The organism is Zoogloea sp. (assembly GCF_028689785.1).
GTDB lineage: Bacteria > Pseudomonadota > Gammaproteobacteria > Burkholderiales > Rhodocyclaceae > Zoogloea.
The window spans coordinates 1-17,009 of sequence record NZ_JAQVCN010000046.1; the positions used below are offsets into that span (position 1 = coordinate 1).

Annotated in this window: 13 protein-coding genes and 1 pseudogene; 12 read left to right on the top strand and 2 right to left on the bottom strand. The window is 64.8% G+C overall.

Features of this window, described 5'->3' with window-relative positions; translation table 11 throughout:
- The 7 genes and pseudogenes from PHI64_RS16930 to PHI64_RS16960 all read left to right on the top strand — a co-directional run.
- Positions 1 to 143 (top strand): annotated as a pseudogene (locus PHI64_RS16930) (4-hydroxy-2-oxovalerate aldolase); the annotation flags it as partial.
- A complete protein-coding gene (gene dmpH, locus PHI64_RS16935; RefSeq protein ID WP_299885181.1) occupies positions 140 to 928 on the top strand; it encodes a 2-oxo-3-hexenedioate decarboxylase in 789 nt (262 codons plus the stop codon). The pseudogene PHI64_RS16930 and the gene dmpH, both read left to right, overlap by 4 nt.
- 15 nt (positions 929 to 943) lie before the next feature.
- Positions 944 to 1,135, top strand: coding sequence for a 2-hydroxymuconate tautomerase (locus tag PHI64_RS16940; RefSeq protein WP_169146610.1), 192 nt, complete (start codon positions 944 to 946; stop codon positions 1,133 to 1,135).
- A 130-nt stretch (positions 1,136 to 1,265) separates the two neighbouring features.
- The gene (locus PHI64_RS16945) at positions 1,266 to 2,267 is read left to right on the top strand and encodes a YCF48-related protein (protein ID WP_299885186.1); all 1,002 of its coding nucleotides are present in this window, start codon (positions 1,266 to 1,268) and stop codon (positions 2,265 to 2,267) included.
- 8 nt (positions 2,268 to 2,275) lie between these two features.
- Positions 2,276 to 4,663: an MMPL family transporter gene (locus PHI64_RS16950; RefSeq protein ID WP_299885188.1), complete on the top strand. Its 2,388-nt coding sequence runs from the start codon at positions 2,276 to 2,278 to the stop codon at positions 4,661 to 4,663.
- An 80-nt stretch (positions 4,664 to 4,743) separates the two neighbouring features.
- Positions 4,744 to 6,741: a DUF1302 family protein gene (locus PHI64_RS16955; RefSeq protein ID WP_299885189.1), complete on the top strand. Its 1,998-nt coding sequence runs from the start codon at positions 4,744 to 4,746 to the stop codon at positions 6,739 to 6,741.
- Positions 6,742 to 6,759: 18 nt separating this feature from the next.
- Complete coding sequence (locus tag PHI64_RS16960; RefSeq protein ID WP_299885190.1) at positions 6,760 to 8,067, top strand: DUF1329 domain-containing protein; 1,308 nt, start codon at positions 6,760 to 6,762, stop codon at positions 8,065 to 8,067.
- A 128-nt stretch (positions 8,068 to 8,195) separates the two neighbouring features.
- Here PHI64_RS16960 and PHI64_RS16965 read toward each other — a convergent pair whose 3' ends face one another.
- Positions 8,196 to 8,978: a gamma-glutamyl-gamma-aminobutyrate hydrolase family protein gene (locus tag PHI64_RS16965; RefSeq protein WP_299885192.1), complete on the bottom strand. Its 783-nt coding sequence runs from the start codon at positions 8,976 to 8,978 to the stop codon at positions 8,196 to 8,198.
- A gap of 120 nt (positions 8,979 to 9,098) precedes the next feature.
- Between PHI64_RS16965 and PHI64_RS16970 the strand changes: the two genes are divergently transcribed.
- The 4 genes from PHI64_RS16970 to PHI64_RS16985 are packed head-to-tail and all read left to right on the top strand — an operon-like array spanning position 9,099 to position 13,996.
- Positions 9,099 to 10,328: a cation:proton antiporter gene (locus tag PHI64_RS16970; RefSeq protein ID WP_299885194.1), complete on the top strand. Its 1,230-nt coding sequence runs from the start codon at positions 9,099 to 9,101 to the stop codon at positions 10,326 to 10,328.
- Positions 10,325 to 11,581 carry a cation:proton antiporter gene (locus PHI64_RS16975; RefSeq protein ID WP_299885195.1) on the top strand — a complete coding sequence of 419 codons (1,257 nt, stop codon included), beginning with the start codon at positions 10,325 to 10,327 and terminating at the stop codon, positions 11,579 to 11,581. The genes PHI64_RS16970 and PHI64_RS16975 overlap by 4 nt, the downstream gene beginning before the upstream one ends.
- Complete coding sequence (locus PHI64_RS16980) at positions 11,578 to 12,726, top strand: YbdK family carboxylate-amine ligase (protein WP_299885197.1); 1,149 nt, start codon at positions 11,578 to 11,580, stop codon at positions 12,724 to 12,726. The genes PHI64_RS16975 and PHI64_RS16980 overlap by 4 nt, the downstream gene beginning before the upstream one ends.
- Positions 12,719 to 13,996, top strand: a complete 1,278-nt coding sequence (locus PHI64_RS16985; RefSeq protein WP_299885199.1) for a hypothetical protein — start codon at positions 12,719 to 12,721, stop codon at positions 13,994 to 13,996. The genes PHI64_RS16980 and PHI64_RS16985 overlap by 8 nt, the downstream gene beginning before the upstream one ends.
- Positions 13,997 to 14,062: 66 nt before the next feature.
- Here PHI64_RS16985 and PHI64_RS16990 read toward each other — a convergent pair whose 3' ends face one another.
- Positions 14,063 to 15,331 (bottom strand): putative Na+/H+ antiporter, encoded by a 1,269-nt coding sequence (locus PHI64_RS16990; protein WP_299885201.1) that lies wholly within the window; start codon positions 15,329 to 15,331, stop codon positions 14,063 to 14,065.
- 292 nt (positions 15,332 to 15,623) lie between these two features.
- Here PHI64_RS16990 and ppnN point away from each other — a divergent pair, with 292 nt between their 5' ends.
- Positions 15,624 to 16,997 carry a nucleotide 5'-monophosphate nucleosidase PpnN gene (ppnN, locus tag PHI64_RS16995; RefSeq protein WP_299885202.1) on the top strand — a complete coding sequence of 458 codons (1,374 nt, stop codon included), beginning with the start codon at positions 15,624 to 15,626 and terminating at the stop codon, positions 16,995 to 16,997.
- The last annotated feature ends 12 nt before the right edge of the window (positions 16,998 to 17,009 follow it).

The following is a 17,009-nucleotide window of genomic DNA, read 5'->3' on the forward strand; positions in this document are numbered from 1 at the left end:
CCAAGCGCGCCAGCGCCAAGTACGGCGTGCCGGCCCGGGACATCCTGGTGGAACTGGGCCGCCGCGGCATGGTGGGCGGGCAGGAGGACATGATCGAGGATACGGCCATCACCATGGCGCGGGAACGGGGGGTGCTGGCATGAAGCTCGACCACACCACCATCGCTCGCCTGGCGGAACACCTGGAAACCTGCGAACTGGAAGCCAGGGACACGCTGAAGATCACCGACGAATTTCCTGATATGGACTGGGAGGACGCCTACGCCATCCAGGACACCATCAGGGCCCGGAAGGTGGCCCGCGGCACCCGCATCGTCGGCCTCAAGGCCGGCCTGACCTCTTACGCCAAGATGAAGCAGATGGGCGTCGAGACCCCGTGTTTCGGCTTCATCACCGACTACGGCTCGGTGCCGGACGGGGGCGAGGTGAAGGTTTCGGAGCTGATCCATCCCAAGATCGAGCCGGAGATCGCCTTCGTCATGAAGCGTGCCCTCAAGGGGCCGGGCTGCCATATCGGTGCGGTGCTGGCGGCCACCGATTTCGTGATTCCCGGCATGGAGATCATCGACAGCCGCTACCGGGATTTCAAGTTCGACCTGAAGAGCGTGATCGCCGACAACACCTCGTCGGCCCGCTTCGTGATTGGCGGCCAGCCGCTGCCGGTGAGCGAGGTGGACCTGCGCACGGTGGGGATCGTGATGGAGAAGAACGGTGAGCCAGTGGCCTTCGGGGCCGGGGCGGCTGTGCTCGGCCATCCGGCGGCGGCCATCGCGATGCTGGCCAACCACATGGGGGCCCGGGGCGAGGAGATCCCCGCCGGGGCGCTGATCCTCTCCGGCGGCATCACCGAGGCGGTGGCCGTAGCGCCGGGTGACAACGTCACGCTGCGGGTCCAGGGCATGGGCTCCGTGTCGGTCCGCTTCAAGTAAATCCAGGAGAAGAACATGCCTTTTGCACAGATCTACATGATTGAGGGCCGTACCGAGGAGCAAAAGCGGGCGGTCATCGAGAAAGTCACCCAGGCCCTGCATGAAGCCGTGGGCGCCCCCAAGGAGAACGTCCGGGTGTGGATCCACGACGTGCCCAAGGAGAACTGGGGCATCGCGGGCGTCAGCGCCAAGGATCTGGGCCGCTAGGCGCATCCCAAGCCCCGGGCGGACCCGCCCGGGCAGGCAAGCAAGATCTACCCGAAGAGAACTCCACGCGGTGGCGATGGAGCAGGGGTGGGCTTGCGCCAAAAAACGTGAAAAAACTGGAGGAGACCCAGTGAACAAGATTTTTCCCTGCCGCGCCCTGGGCGCGGCATTGATCGGCACAGGCGCGATCGGCCTGGCCGGCTGCTCGGCTCAGGCCGATCTGTCGGCAGTGGCCACCGAGGCCGCCCGCCCGGTGCAGCGCTATGACATGACCCAGGCTCTGGCCACCAACGGCAAGGTGGTGGTGGCCGGCACCCAGAGCGGCGCCGTGCTGGTGTCCAGCGACAACGGCCGCAGCTGGAAGCGGGAGGCGCTGGGTGGCAGCTCCCTGATCGGTATTGCCACCTGTCCGGACGGGCGCTTCGTGGCAGTGGATTTCTACCGCAAGGTGTGGAGTGGTGATGCCGGCGGCACGGGCTGGAAGTCGGTGCCCCTCGACAAGCCGCGCACACCTCTGGCCATCAACTGTGACGGCAAGGGCCGCTGGTGGGTGGCAGGGACCGGCGCCACTCTGGCGGTAAGTGCCGATGCCGGTGCCAGCTGGACGGTGACCGACATGGGCGAGGATGCCCAGCTCACCAGCATCCAGATGGTGGACGACAAGGTGGGCTTTACGGCGGGCGAGTTCGGTCTGGTGGCCACTACCACCGACGGTGGCGGCACCTGGACGCGCCTGCCGCCGATGCCCGACGAGTTCTACCCCTACGCGACCTTGTTTACCAGCCCGACCGAGGGCTGGGCCAGCGGCATTGCTGGGCAGATCCTGCACACCCGCGACGGTGGCCGCAGCTGGGCGCGCCAGAGCAACACCAGCCGCGTACCCCTGTACCGGCTGTTCGTGCATGAGGGGGTGCCCCACGGTGCGGGGGCGGGCGGCAGCGTGGCCCGTCTCGAGGGGGATGCGTGGCGTAGCGTGGCCTATCCGGACGCGGTGCCGGTCTTCCTCTCCGCAGCCGTGTCCCTGCCCGATCAGCACGCCATCGTCGCCGGCGGCCCCGGAGGGCTGCTCCGCGTGATCGGCACCCAGGCCACCCAGGCCTCTACTGCAACCACCGCCGCTGCGGGCCAGTGAGGCACATCATGGTCAGCCAAACCCGTCACCGCATCACCCACGCCCTGCATCGGGCGGAAGAATGGATCTTTGCCAACCCGAAGATCGTTCTTGCCCTCATCCTGGTCATTACCGCGCTGTTCGGCGCGGCCCTGCCGAAGCTGCGGATCTATTCCGACTTCGCCGACCTGCTGCCCCAGAACCATCCCTACATCCAGACCTACAACCGCCTGAAGGAGAACTTCGGCGGTGCCAACATGATCGTGATGGCGGTGGAGGTGGAGAAGGGCACCATCTTCAACGACGAGACCCTGGCCCTGATCCACCAGGCCACCCAGGGGGTGGACGATCTGCCTGGGGTGAATCACAACCTCGTCTCCAGCCTGACCCACCGCACCGCTCGCAAGATCTTCCTGGACGAGCAGGGGGGCTTTGCCTCCGAGTCCTACTACGACCCGGGCAAGACCACCCGCAGCGTGGCCGAGCTGGAGCAGCTCAAGAAGGACGTGATCGCCAACCCGACGATCTACGGCCTGCTGGTGTCCCCCGACATGAAGGCGGCGCTGATCAAGGCCCAGCTCAACGAGGCCGACATCGACTACCCGAAGACCTTCGAGGCCCTGCAGAAGGTGCGCGAGCAACTCACCATCCCGGGGCACAGCATCTACGTCACCGGAAACCCGGTGCTGACCGGCTGGGTGTACACCTACCTCAACCAGATCGTCGAGATCCTGGCCTGGACCCTGGCCCTGATCACGGTGCTGCTGATCGTGTACTTCCGGCGCTTCTATGGCATCGCCCTGCCGCTGCTGGGGATCGCCCTGTCCACCATCTGGGGCCTGGGCTTCATGGCGATGATGGGCATCAACCTGGAGCCCCTGTCCCTGCCCATCCCCTTCCTCATCGCCGCCCGCGCCACCTCTCACGGGGTGCAGCTGGTGGTGCGCTATTACGAGGAGCTGGTCATCGTCAAAAACGGCCAGAAGGCGGCGCGCAATGCCCTGGATGCCCTGTTCCGGCCGGGCTCCCTGGCCATCATCATCGACGCGGTGGGCATTGCCGTGCTGGTGCTGGGGGCGGCGCCCTTCAACCACAAGCTGGGTGTGGCGGCGGGTTTCTGGGGCTTCTCGGTGATCTTCACGGTGCACTTCATGGTGCCCCTGGCCCTCACCGTGCTGCCGGCTCCGAAGAACACCGTGAATGCCAATGAAGGTGTGCGCGATTTCCTGGGGGCAGCCATGGCCCGCACCGGCGGCACCGATGGCGGTGCCCGCAGCATCCTGCTGCTGACCCTGATCGGCGCCGTCGGCGGCCTCTATTTCGTGGGCAAGGTGCAGTTGGGTGAATCGGAGCCGGGCTCGCCGCTGCTCCACACCCATCATGATTACAACCTGTCCACCAAGGCCATCAACACGCGCTTCCCCGGCTCGGAAGAGCTGCACGTGCTGATGCGCACCGACGAGAAGGGCGGTATCAAGCGCCCCGAGGTGATGGCCGCCATCGAGCGCTTCCAGGCCCACATGCTGTCCGACCCGACTTTGGGTGGCGCCAAGGCGATTCCCGGTGTGCTGCGGGTGGTCAACAAGCTGACCCATAACGATGACCCGCGCTGGATGCAGGTGCCCGACACGGCCGACGAAGTGGGGGGGCTGATGTTCGCCTACATGGCCGCCAGCCCTGTTCCCGGCGCTCTGAAGGAGTTCGTGAACGCCGACGAGAACGAGGCGAACATGGTCTTCTATTACAAGGACCACCAGGCCGATACCATCAACCGGGTGGTGGCCCTGGCCGAAGAGGGCAAGAAAAAGCTCGAAGCCGAGGTCAAGGGCATCCACATCGAGCTGGGCGGCGGCATCGTCGGCGTGACGGCGGCGGGCAACCAGGCGCTCCACACCGACCACATGATCATCATCCCCACCGTGATGATCATCGCCTTCCTGCTGGTGATGGTCTATTACAGCTCGGTCCACGCGGGCTGGCTGATGGTCCTGCCCATGCTCTTCGCCACCCTGATGACCTACGCCTACATGGGCGCCGCGGGCATCGGCATCAACGTCAACACCGTGCCGGTGATCGCCGTGGGTGTGGGGGTGGGTATCGACTACGCGGTGTATTTCATGGACCGCATCCGCGAGGAGTTCGCGGTGCTGCAGGACATCAAGAAGGCGGTGATCCGCGCCGTGGCCACCACGGGCTACGCGGTTTCCTTCACCGCAGTCACGCTGATTGCCGGTGTAGTGATGTGGATCTTCATGTCGGACCTGCGCTTCCAGTCGGACGCCGCCGTGCTCCTGTCTTTCATGCTCATCGTCAATGCCATCGCCGCGGTGCTCATCGTGCCGTCCTGGTGTGTGGTTTTCAAACCCAAGTTCGTCACGGCCGCCCATTACGACGAGGACGGCGTGCTGGAAACCTGATCAAGGAGGCTGCAACCCAGCGATTCAAGGGAGGGCGGCCGGGGGACGGCCGCAATCGAAACAACCAAGGAGGAGACACCATGAAGAATAGATCAAGCCGGAAGACACCGGCTCTCAGCCTCACCGCCCTGGCAGTGGCGGCCGCCTTGCCGGCCTTTGCCCAGGACAATCTGCCCGATATGGGCAGTTCCAGCGAACCGTGGCAGGTGGATACCTACTATGAGAACCACACCGCCTTCCGGGGCCGGGACGACACCGGCAAGGTGGTCGGCCTGTCCAAGTTCCGCAACACCCTGCAGGTGGAGGCTGACAAGAAGCTCTCGGGCGGCTGGGTCTTCCACAGTGTGCTGCGCGGTAGCTGGGATGGCGTGTATCGGATGAACAAGGGGCAGTACGGTGAGGATGCGGGCGGTGCCATCGGTGCTCAGAGCACCCTGGGTGGCAACTTGACCGACGTGCCCTGGGGCGGCACCTCTCCGGCCGGCCCCCTGGGCTACACGGCGGTGGCAGGCCTGGGCTATCCAGGGGCGACGAACAACAAGTTCATGGACGCCTACCCCAACAATCCCAATGATGGCCTGCGTGTGCTGGGGGATCGCTGGCACAAGGTGAACGGCGGCGTGGCTTTTGCCACCCCGGTGCGCCCCTGCAACGTGGACAAGCGTGGCTGTACCGACTTTGGCGGCTATGGCGACAAGAGCACCAGCGACCTGGAGTTTCCCGAGTTCAACAGCCGCCTTGATTTCCTCCGCGAGGCCTACGTCAAGAACAGCTTCGACATCGGCGGTGGCCAGGCGCTCTTCCTCAAGCTGGGCAAGCAGCAGGTAGTGTGGGGCCGCACCGACCTGTTCCGGGTGCTGGACGTGATCAACCCCGTCGATTACTCGCGCAACAACATCTACGACGAGTTGCAGGATATCCGCATCCCCATGTGGATTGCCCAGGCCGAGTGGCGCATGGGTGCTTCCGAGACCATGCAGGACCGCAACCTGCAGCTGATCTGGAACTTTGACCAATTCCGCGCCAACAACCTGGGCCAGTGCGGCACGGCCAACGTGGCTCTGGATGCCGGCTGCTTCTTCCGCGGCATGCGCACCCTGTGGGACTACGGCGGCACCGTGTCGAACTTTGCCAACGTCGGCCCCGACACCTACCTGGCCACCAACTTTGGCCCGGGGCAGATCGGCCTGGCCAACGTCAACCTGCCCAAGTGGAGCCTGGCCAACACCCAGATCGGCGCCAAGTTCGAGGGAGTGACCATGGGCGGGCTGAACTTCTCCCTGAACGCCTTGCATTACCGCTCCCAGCTGCCGTCCCTGCATGGGGGCAAGCGTGCCACCAACTCCTTCACCGGACAGTACCAGAACGCCTGGCCCTACCTGATCTCCTTCGACATGGAGTTCCCGCGGGTCAATCTGCTGGGCGGTTCCATGGACTTCCAGTCCGAGACCCTGGGGGCGGCCTTCCGCTTCGAGGGTGCGATGACCTGGGGCGAGGAGTTTGCCAACACCAACCGGGAGCAGCTGTATTCGAAAAACCGGGTGTGGCGCAGCGTGATCGGGGTGGATCGGCCGACCTTCGTGCCCTGGATCAACCCGCACCGCACCACCCTGTTCTCGGCCCAGCTGTTCTGGCAGCACATCTTCGACCATGAGCGCGAGAACGGCGGTGTCGGCGAGCGGGGTATCCCCGACTTCAAGGACAACGTGATCGGCACCCTGCTGATGAAGGGCTTCCTGGCCGGCGACCGCATCAGCCCGCAGCTGATCATCGCCCGGGACTTCCGCTCCCGCACCCACGCCATCGCCCCGGCCCTGGAGTGGAGCACCACCGACAAGCTCAAGTTCACCTTCGGCGCCAATTTCAAGGGGGGCTCCAACGGTGGCAACAGCTTTGACGACTGCCGCTCCTGCAACCCCTTCGCGCCATACACCGCGGGCACCTACCCGGGTGACCCGATGGTGGCCTATTCCCGTGGCCTGTCCGGCATGGAACCCCTGGGTCGCTTCCGCGCCGGCCCCATCGGCTCCGCCATCCGGGAAGACGAGATCTTCCTGACCATGCGCTACAAGTTCTGATCGAGGAGACATAAACAAATGAAGAAGACCATCATCGCCACCACCCTGGCCCTGTTTGCCGCCGGCGCTGCCCAGGCCGCCACCGAGGCTGACGTGGAGAACACCTTCAACCCCTACAAGGGCGGCTTCCCCAAGGCTGCCGGCCTCAACGCCGGCACGGTGATCAACAAGGGCAACGTGGACCAGTTCAAGGACGCCGTCCCGGCCGGTGTGTACAAGTTGCTGAAGGACGGCTTGCTGGAGATCAAGGTCGGCCCGACCACCCAATTCGAGCTCTCCAAGGCCTACATCGAGGCAACCCGCAAGAACCTGGGCAAGACCAAGCTGGGGGCCAAGAACGGTGACATCGAAGGCTACGTGGCCGGCCGCCCCTTCCCGGAAGAGCCCGATGTGAAGGACCCTCGCGCTGGCGAAAAGCTGGCCTGGAACTACAAATACGGGGTGAACTGGGGTGACAACGCCGCCATCTACCCCTTCTACTGGAAGTACCGCAACATGCAGACCGGGCAGGTGGAGAAGACCCTCAAGCTCAACATGCACTTCCTCAACTTCAAGCATCGGGTCAAGGACGCCCCGGTGCCCGAGGTGACGCCCAACCCGTCCGAGCTGTTCCGCGCCATCTACGTGAAGGTGCTGGAGCCCCAGGATCTGAAGAACACCCAGCTCCTGATCCAGCGTTACGAGGACGATCAGAAGCTCGACGACGCTTACCTGTACCTGGGCTTCCAGCGCCGCGTGCGCCGCCTGGCGACCGGCCAGACGACCGACGCCTTCCTCGGTTCCGATCTGATGATCGAGGACTTTGAAGGCTACAACGGCCGTATCTCCGACATGAAGTGGACCTACAAGGGCACGAAGAACGTGATCCTGCCCATGTGGAACCACAACGAGCTGAAACTGGCCGGCGACATGCCCGCCGAGTCGGATGGCTACAAGTACGTGAACTTCGGTGGGCAGGGCGGTTGCTTCCACGAGGGCACCTGGCAGCTGCGCAAGGTGTATGTGCTGGAGGCCGCACCGGTCAACGCCAACCACCCCATCAGCAAGCGCGTTTTCTACATGGACGCCCAGCTCGGCAACCTCAACGGCGCCAACGAGATCTATGACCGCAAAGGGGAGCTGTGGAAGGTATTCATGGTGGGCAAGTCCCATCCGGATGCCCATCTGCCCCTGAACAAGGGGTCGGGCATCGGTATCGACGACGCCTTCTCGATGGTGGATGTGCAGAGCAAGCACTGCACGACCGGCCAGTTCAAGGGGCAGGTGGATGGCAAGCTCAACCCGCCGTCCATGTTCCAGGTGCAGTACATGCGCGGCGGCGATTGAGCTCGCCTGAGCGGTCCCGCCCCGGCGTGAGTCGGGCGGGCTTTCATTCGATCACGGACCTGGATCAAAGGCAGGCCGATGATTTGGCGGGGTCGGGTTGAATCAACCCGACCCCGCAGCACTTTCAGTCAGCGGCTCTGCCGTGCCACATTCAGAAATGCTTCCAGAAGAGGCGTGCAGTCCAGCAGTTGGTTCTGGCCCGGGGTGTGGAATTCGGGGTGCCACTGTACACCGACCACAAACGGATGGCCGGTATGGCGGATTGCCTCAATCATGCCGTCGTCGCTGGATTCGGCCTCAACCATCATGCCTGGCCCCAGGCTGCGTACGCACTGGTGATGGATGGACACCACCTGGCCGCCTTCCACCGGCCCGAACCAGTGGGCGAAGCGCCCGCGCTCGACAAAGCGCACCCCATGGCTGTGCCGGTCGTAGGCTTCGGCCTGATGGCGAGCAGCATTGGCGAACTGGCTGGGGATGTCCTGATAGAGCGAACCACCAAAGGCCACGTTGATGAGTTGCATGCCGCGGCAAATACCCAGCACCGGCTTGCCGGCCTCTACGAATTCGTGGAGGAGTTCCATCTCGTAGGCATCCCGAACCCGGTCACCCGCCCATTCGTCGCGCAGGGGAGATTCTCCATAGGCTTCGGGGCTCACGTCAGCCCCGCCCTGAAGTACCAAGCCATCCAGAAAGCCCGCGTAGTCCCGCAGGCGGATGTTGCTGCGGTGGATGGGCCCGTCCTTGAGGATGGAGGGCACCATTAGTACCATCACGTCCCGGGACATGACCCATTGGGCGATGGACTGTTCGAGCACCTGCAGGGTCTTGGATTCGATGCCCACGGCGCCGTCCCGGGGGTGGAACAGGCGGGCCGACAGGCCGATGCGGATCGTCTTGGTTCGGCTCATGGCGCCTCCGTCGTGGGGGGTGGGGGAGGGGTGGGCACGGGAGACCGCCGCTGTGCGCAGCTTGCCTTTGTGTATTGGCTTAAATTATATTTGTGTAAATATATTTTAGCCAAGCCCTTCATGCCATCTCTCTTCGAGGATATCGTCCTCTCTCCATTACTGCTGTTCGGGCTCTGCCTGCTGGGTGGGTTGGCCAGCGGCGAGCTGAGCCGGCGCCTGTTCAATCTGCCCCGCACGACGGGTTATGTGCTGTGCGGCCTTGTGCTGGGGCAGAGTGGGCTGGGGTGGATCGATCCGTACGTGCTGGGCTCTGCCCAGTTCTTCATCTATCCCGCCCTGGGGTTGATCCTGTTCGAACTGGGGCAGCGGCTTCCGCTGAGCAGCGGTCGGATTGACCCGCAGTTGCTTGCCCTCGGCTTGATCGAATCGATGGCGGTCTTTGTACTGGTGCTGATCGTGATGCTCGGGCTGGGGTTCGGGGTGGCAGGGGGGCTGTTTGCCGCAGCCATCGCGGTGTCCACGTCACCGGCGATCACCATTGCAACCAGTAGTGACGTGGGCGGAGAAGGGGCGCTGACCAGTCGCCTGTTCGGGCTGGTGGCCATGAACGGCTGCTTTGCCTTTGCAGCCATTGAACTGATTCTTCCTTCCCTGGCAGAGACTGGCGTGACGGAGGCCGTGCCTGGCTACGGTCACGCACTGGGCAGCATTGGCCTCTCGGTGTTGCTCGGAGGGCTGCTGGCCTTTGCGGCCCGCCAGGGCGCGCGCTGGCTGGGCCCCCAGGTCGAGCATCAGCATCTGATGCTGCTGGGCCTGATCGTTCTCGGCACCGGCCTGCCCCTGAGCATCGAGATGTCGCCCTTGATGAGCCTGCTGGCCTTTGGCGTGGGGGTGCGTGTGCTGGATCGGGAGCGGGAAGTGGTGGCGATCCGCATCGCCTCAGATGCCCGGGTCTTTCTTGTGGTGACTTTCGTGCTGGCGGGGGCTGCGCTGGAGCTTGCCTTCCTTCAGCTCTATTGGCAGGCGGTGCTGGTTTTCGTGGTGACGCGCTTTCTCGCCAGGGGGCTGGCGTTGCAGGTCGTCGGGCCTGCGTACGGGCTGTCGCGTCGAGAGGCTGCGTGGACCGCAGTCGGCTTGCTCCCCATGTCCAGTGTCGCTCTCGTCCTGCTGGGCGATGCAGGGTCCCTGGATCAGGGGATTGGGCCATCCCTGGGCGGTACCCTGATGGGCGCGATCGCCCTGATGCAACTGCTCGGCCCTCTGTGTACCCAGGCTGCGATCCGCGGCTTTGGTGAGGCCCGACGGTACGTGCCGAGGCTGCGGCAAAGCAGGAGTTTGATTCGCTCATGAATACCCTGCGTGCATTCTGGGAGTCCCAGCAGGACAGACTCTTCTTTCTGCCACCGATGCCGGAGCAGGCTGACCCCCTCGCGCTCATGGCCCTGCTACTGGTGGCTGGCCTGCTGGTGGGGGAGGGCTTGCACCGGACCCTTGGCTTGTCACGGATCGTGGGCTATGTGCTGGCTGGTGCCCTGGCCGGGCCGGGGGCGCTCAACTGGCTTGATCGAGAGACTCTGGCCCTGGCCCGGCCGGTGGCCGATGCGGCCCTGGGGCTGCTATTGCTGGAAACCGGGCGCAATCTGGATCTGGGCTGGCTGCGGGCCAACCCGATGCTGCTGCGTACGGCGGCGGCCGAGTCGGGGCTGGCCTTTGCGGGGGTGTTCGTGTTTTCCCTGGTGGTGGTGGGGCTGAGCCCGGCGTGGAGTGCGGCTACCGCGGCCATCACCATGACCTCGGCCCCGGCGGTGGTGCTGCTTACCGCCGAGGAGTGCCGTGCCCAGGGGCAGGTGACCCAGCGCACCTTGCTGCTCACGGCCATCAGCTGCGCGCTGGCCTTTGTGGTGTTTGCCCTGGTGTTGGGCCTGATTCACGCCGAGGAGGCCGGGGATGGGCTGAATGCCTTCATTCACCCGCTGTGGGTGCTCGGTGGCGGCGCCCTGATCGCGCTGCTGTGCGCACGCCTGGCCCTGGGGCTTGCCGCCCGTCTCGAGAGGGGGGGCGCGGGTCAGGTATTCGTGCTGGTGGCGGCAGCACTGCTGGCCATCGGGCTGGCCCGCATGGCGGCGGTGCCGGTGTTCCTGAGCCTGTTCCTGATGGGTGTGGCGGTGGGCCGCCTGGACAGCAAGCGGGTGCTGACCTACACGAGCCTTCCTCAGGGGCATTGGATCCTGGCCATCGTGCTGTTCGTGGTGACCGGCGCCATGCTGCCCCTGGGCGACGCCACCGGGCTGATGCTGTTGCAGGCGCTCGGGCTGATCGTTGTGCGGGGCCTTGCCAAGTTTGCCGGGGTCATGGCCACGGGCAAAAATGACCTGCCCGTGGGGCGGCGTCGGCTGCTGGGGCTGGGTGTGCAGCCCCTGTCGGCAACTGCAGTCTTCATGGCCGCCGAGCTGGCGGCCTTCTATCCCGAGGTCAGTGCCCAGACCCTGCTGCTGCCCCTGCTGGCGGCAGCGGTGATGGAGTTCATCGGGCCCCAGCTGTGTCGCCGGGCCTTTGTGCTGGCCGGCGAGGCGGCGCTACCCAGCCGAGAGCCGCCGCCATGAACGCCTTTGCCAATTTGCCTTTCGCCACCAGTCGGCCCCTGACTCTGGGGGTGGAACTGGAGCTTCAGCTGGTTTCGCCGCGGGACTATGACCTGACCCGGGCTGCCACCGACCTGCTCGCCAGCCTGCACCACGACGGTCGCTGTGGTGACGTGAAGCTGGAAATCACCGAGAGCATGATCGAGGTTAACACCCAGCCGAGGCAGGATGTAACCGCCATTGCCGCCGACCTGGAGGGGTTGCGCGGGCTGCTTGTGGAGCATTGCCGGCGCAACAATGTGGCCATCTGCGGCGGCGGCACCCACGCCTTCCACCGCTGGCCGGAGCGTCGCATCTGCCCGGGGGAGCGCTTTGCCTTTCTCAACGAGCGCTATGGCTACCTGAGCAAGCAGTTCACGGTGTTTGGCCAGCACATCCACATCGGTGTGACTTCGGGAGACGAAGCCATCTGGCTGACCCACGCCCTCAACATGTACGTGCCGCATTTTGTAGTGTTGTCCGCGTCCTCACCTTTCGTGGACGGCACCGATACGGCCTTCGATTCAGCCCGCCTGAACGCCGTGTCAGCCTTTCCCCTGTCCGGTCAGGCACCCGATGTGAGTGACTGGGCGGCCTTCCTCGACCACATGGCGGTACTGCAGGCCTGTGGCGTGGCTGAGAGCATCAAGGATCTGTACTGGGATGTACGGCCCAAGCCCGAGTACGGTACCGTCGAGGTCCGCGTCTGCGATACGCCCCTGACTATCGACAGGGCCGCCGAATTGGCCGCCTTTGCCCAGAGTCTGGCCCGCTGGTTGCTGCGGGAGCGCCCGCCCATTGATCCGGCCAAGCAGAGCCTGGTAGCCCGCTACAACAAGTTCCAGGCCTGCCGCTTTGGCTTTGACGCCGAACTCGCCGACCCCCTGGCGCGTTGCAAGCGGCCCATCGTCGAAACACTTGCAGGGCTCCTGGACCGCCTGATCGAGGACGCCCGCGATCTGGGCTGCGACAGGCAGATCGAGGCCTTGCGCCGGCTTGTGGAGAGCCGCCAGGGCGACGCCACCGTGCTGCGAGGACTCGCCCGCAGCGCGGGTAGCCTGAACGAGCTCACCCGGGCGGCCACCGAGTTTTTCGCCCGACCTTCCTGCTATCACCACCATGATTGATCCTGCTTCCAGCCTGCTTCGTCCCGCCCTCGGTTGTGTTCTGTGTGCGGCCCTGCCGCTGCTGGCGGCGGAGACATCCTGCCGGACTCAGCCTAGCCTGCCCCTGCCGCCCGAAGGGCGGAGCATTGTGGGAAGCGACGACTGGCTGCGCCCGGGCAACCTGCGTTTCGGGCTGGCCCATCCGGCCCGTTTCATGCCGGGCAGCCGGATCGAACCGCCCGCGCGCACCGAGCGCAAGACGCCACCCCAGCGACAGATAGATGTGGACCGGATGCAGGTCCTGGACCCGGCTGACGGGGTAGAGCGCAGCCTTCGCCACATCCTTGACAACCGCATCGACGCTGACGGTGTGCTGGTTTTGCGGCGGGGCAGGGTGGTGCTGGACTATCGACGTACCGGCTTCGATCCAGCCAACCCGCGTCTGCTGCTGGAGGCTACCCACCCCATCTTGGCGATGATGCTCGTCAAGGCGTCGGCTGAGGGGCTGGTGGACCGCAGTAAGGGGGTGGATAGGGTGATCCCTGAACTGGGCGGAAACAAGGGCTTGGGCAAGCTCTCGCTGACGCGGCTGCTGCACGGCCGGACGGGGTTCGAATGGACGCCCGGGGAGCGGGAGCGATGGCGTCAGGAGGCCGGGTGGATGCCCGGCGGCAGGGTCGGTGTCCGGGCCTGGCTGACGGCGCGGAGCCCTTGGCCGCGCAACGCGTCGTCTGGTGCGGATCAGCCTTCAGGCCCGGAAGGTGAACTTCTGCTGTGGGCGGCGGAAAAGGCAAGCAAGAAACCGGCAGCCCAGCTGCTGTGCGAGCTTCAGTCCGGCATCCGGGCCCAGGACGCGGCCTTCTGGGCCAGTGACGGGCAGGGTACCCCCTTGGCCGACGGGCTGGCCCTGAGCCTGCGGGATTTTGCGGCCCTCGGGCAGGGCCTGCTGGATGTCCGGGCCCGGCCGGGAAGGCGCGCTCTGGTCCCCGCATGGTTTGTCGACACCCTTGCAGCCAGCCCGTCGGGCCACGGGCTGCCCGCCTCCTGGCGGGGCCTGGGTGACGACGGCGCCTGGCAGTACCGTTTCGTTAACCCCGGTGGTGCGGGGCACCGGGCGGCCATCCTGGGTGCCTATGGGACGAGCCTCTATATCGATTTCGATCGTGCCACGGTGGTGGCGATCTACGCCACCCACCCCGAGCGCGCCTCACCGCTGCTGATGGCGAGCCTGCGACGCAGCTGGGACGCGCTGGCCGTGGGGCAACGACCTGCCAGTAGTGGGCGTGAGTAGGCCGAAGGACGGTGGGCCTGATCAAAGCACCTTCCGCCCCATCCGTCGGGTGTTCCTGCCGGGGTGCTAGAGCGCCTGGAAGGCGAAGATAGCGACACAGGTGGGGGGCAGCGCGGCGAGGAGGAGGCCAATGGGGCTGATGGATTCGTCGTCGAAGCTCGATTTGAGAATGGCGGCCCCTGCCGGGTTGGGGGCGTTGGCGATAATGGTGAGGCCGCCGCCAGTCACGGCACCGGCCACCAGGGCGTATTTGAATTCGGACGATACGCCTTCCACCAGGGATCCGAGGTAGGTCAGCGCGGCGTTGTCGGTGATGGCGGTCAGGGCCGTGGCCAGGAAGTAGAGCAGTTTGGGCTCCACGCCGACCAGGGAGGACTGCAGCCACCATTGCTGCAGGCCGCCAAGCACCACCAGCCCGGCGAGGAAAAAAGCAACCAGCAAACCTTCGCGCAGGATCAGGCGGTCCTGGTGCTGCTTGTAGGCCTCGGTGTAGCCCAGAAAGAACAGGAACAGGCCCATGAACACCACCGGGTGATGGGCGAACAGCACCACGCACACCAGAAAGAACAGGTGGATGCCCGCCACCGCGAAGGGCATCCTGGGGCTGTTGCCTTCTCCTTCCGGCTTGCCCTTGGCCGCCAGCTCGTGGCGGAAAAACCAGGTCAGTACGGCAGCGTTGAAGAACACCGCCGAGGCGGCTTTCCAGCCGAAGTGCGAGACCATGTAGAGGGTGTCCCACTGCCATTTCGAGGCCACCATCAGCACCGGGGGGGCGGCAAAGTGGGTGAGGGTGCCGCCGATGGAAATGTTGACGAAGAGCATCCCCAGGGTGGCGTACTTGAGGCGGTGGCTGAGGTCCTGACGGAAATAGCCGTCCCGCAACATCAGGGCGGCCAGAGTCATGGCGGCAGGCTCGGTGATGAAGGAGCCCAGCAGGGGTACCACCGACATGCACAGAAAGAAGGTGGCCACTGCAGAGGAAATCGGGATCATTGAGGCCATCAGCCGCACCACACCGATGACGGTGCTGAGGATGGGGCGGCTGGCCGCAATCACCATCACCACGAACACGAACATCGGCTCGGTAAAGTTGCGTCCTTCAAGATAGCTGACCGCCGCCTGCTGGCCGGACATCAGTACCAATGCTGTTGCCAGCACAAATGCCCAGAAACCGAACACGACCTCCACTTCGGCCAGCAAGTGCCACAGGCCGGCGTGACGCGGCTGGCTGTGGGCCAGGTTGGCGAAGAACTTGGTGGAGAAGGTGTGTATGACCGCGAGGGCGAAGATGACGGTGGCGACGATCTCGGGTGTGGTGGCTGTTGATGGGGGCATGGCGGTGGCTGGGGGCGGCGTTCAGGAGCCGTCAGGATAGGAAGTCGGGGCGGATTATGCCGTTCCCGGCGGGACGGGGACAATTGCGTATCACCCTAACGGAGGCGCTGCTCGGTGGGTGAAACGGTAGTGAAGTTATTGTGGTGCACTGCAACATTTTCTCGCCAAACAAACACAGCTGGCGTTATGCTGGTACCGCGTTGCCCGGCTCTGGCGATGCAGCAAGGTCAGGGCTGGCTTCAGAGGCCACCCGGCCTGCCCTTTGCAGACCAGACATGAGAGAGTTGCAGCCATGGACTACAAAATCATCGATGCACAGGTATCCCCCACCGGACGTCTGGAAGTCCTCTCCCGGGCCGAGGCGGCCAAGCTGTCGAACGAGGGCGGCGGCGGTCTGCACACCCTCTATCGCAATTGTTCCCTGGCGGTGCTCAACTGTGGCAACGAGCTAGACGACGGCAAGGAGTTGCTGGAGCGCTATCACCGCTTCGACATCCGCATCCAGCAGCGTGCCCGGGGCATCAAGCTCGATATCACCGGTGCGCCTGCCACGGCCTTTGTCGACGGCGAGATGATCCGCGGCATCCAGGAGCATCTGATGGCGGTGCTCAGGGACGTTGTTTATGCCAGCACAGAGATCGGTGGCAGCACCCGCTTTGATTTCGACAGCTCGGAAGGCATCACCAACGCGGTGTTCCACATCCTGCGCAATGCCAATGTGCTTCAGCCCATCACCCGGCCCAACCTGGTGGTCTGCTGGGGCGGCCATTCGATCGGCCAGGAAGAGTACGAGTACACCAAGCTGGTGGGCTATCAGCTGGGGCTGCGGGGCCTAAACGTGTGCACCGGATGTGGCCCCGGCGCCATGAAGGGCCCTATGAAGGGGGCTGCCCTGGCCCACGCCACCCAGCGCATCACCAACGGCCGCTATCTGGGTTTTACGGAGCCCGGCATCATCGCTGCGGAGGCGCCCAACCCGGTGGTAAACGAGTTGGTGATCCTGCCCGACGTGGAGAAGCGCCTGGAGGCCTTCGTGCGCACCGGCCATGGCATCGTGGTGTTTCCGGGGGGCGTGGGCACGGCTGAGGAGATCCTCTACATCCTGGGGATCCTGCTGCACCCTGATAATGCGGCCCTGCCGTTTCCGCTGGTGTTCACCGGGCCGAAGAGTGCCGAGCAGTATTTTCTGCGCATCGACAGCTTCATCTCCCAGACCCTCGGAGAGGCTGCCCGGAAGCGTTACAGGATCATCATCGACGATCCCGAGGCTGTGGCGACGGAGATCAATGCCGGCATCGGGCAGGTGCGCGATTTCCGCAAGGAGATGCGTGACGCCTACTATTTCAACTGGTTGCTCAAGATCGAGCGCGAGTTTCAGCAGCCCTTCCGTCCGACTCACGCCCGCATGCGCGATCTGACCCTGCATCGCAAGCAGCCCACCCACCTGCTCGCTGCCAACCTGCGCCGGGCCTTTTCCGGGGTGGTGGCGGGCAACGTCAAGGCCGAGGGCATCCGCGAGATCGAGCAGCACGGCCCCTTCGAGATCCAGGGCGAGCCAGAGATCATGGGGCCGATGGACGAGCTGATGGCGTCCTTTGTCGCCCAGGGCCGTATGAAGCTGCCTGGCAAGACCTACAACCCCTGCTACCGCATCGCCAAGGCCTGACCAGCCCTCCGG

Excerpts from the sequence above, each read along its gene's own strand:
- ppnN (WP_299885202.1), top strand. The coding sequence starts at position 15,624 with ATGGACTACAAAATCATCGATGCACAGGTATCCCCCACCGGACGTCTG.
- PHI64_RS16985 (WP_299885199.1), top strand. The coding sequence starts at position 12,719 with ATGATTGATCCTGCTTCCAGCCTGCTTCGTCCCGCCCTCGGTTGTGTT.
- PHI64_RS16960 (WP_299885190.1), top strand. The coding sequence starts at position 6,760 with ATGAAGAAGACCATCATCGCCACCACCCTGGCCCTGTTTGCCGCCGGC.
- PHI64_RS16965 (WP_299885192.1), bottom strand. The coding sequence starts at position 8,978 with ATGAGCCGAACCAAGACGATCCGCATCGGCCTGTCGGCCCGCCTGTTC.
- dmpH (WP_299885181.1), top strand. The coding sequence starts at position 140 with ATGAAGCTCGACCACACCACCATCGCTCGCCTGGCGGAACACCTGGAA.
- PHI64_RS16940 (WP_169146610.1), top strand. The coding sequence starts at position 944 with ATGCCTTTTGCACAGATCTACATGATTGAGGGCCGTACCGAGGAGCAA.
- PHI64_RS16975 (WP_299885195.1), top strand. The coding sequence starts at position 10,325 with ATGAATACCCTGCGTGCATTCTGGGAGTCCCAGCAGGACAGACTCTTC.
- PHI64_RS16955 (WP_299885189.1), top strand. The coding sequence starts at position 4,744 with ATGAAGAATAGATCAAGCCGGAAGACACCGGCTCTCAGCCTCACCGCC.
- PHI64_RS16980 (WP_299885197.1), top strand. The coding sequence starts at position 11,578 with ATGAACGCCTTTGCCAATTTGCCTTTCGCCACCAGTCGGCCCCTGACT.
- PHI64_RS16990 (WP_299885201.1), bottom strand. The coding sequence starts at position 15,331 with ATGCCCCCATCAACAGCCACCACACCCGAGATCGTCGCCACCGTCATC.
- PHI64_RS16970 (WP_299885194.1), top strand. The coding sequence starts at position 9,099 with ATGCCATCTCTCTTCGAGGATATCGTCCTCTCTCCATTACTGCTGTTC.
- PHI64_RS16950 (WP_299885188.1), top strand. The coding sequence starts at position 2,276 with ATGGTCAGCCAAACCCGTCACCGCATCACCCACGCCCTGCATCGGGCG.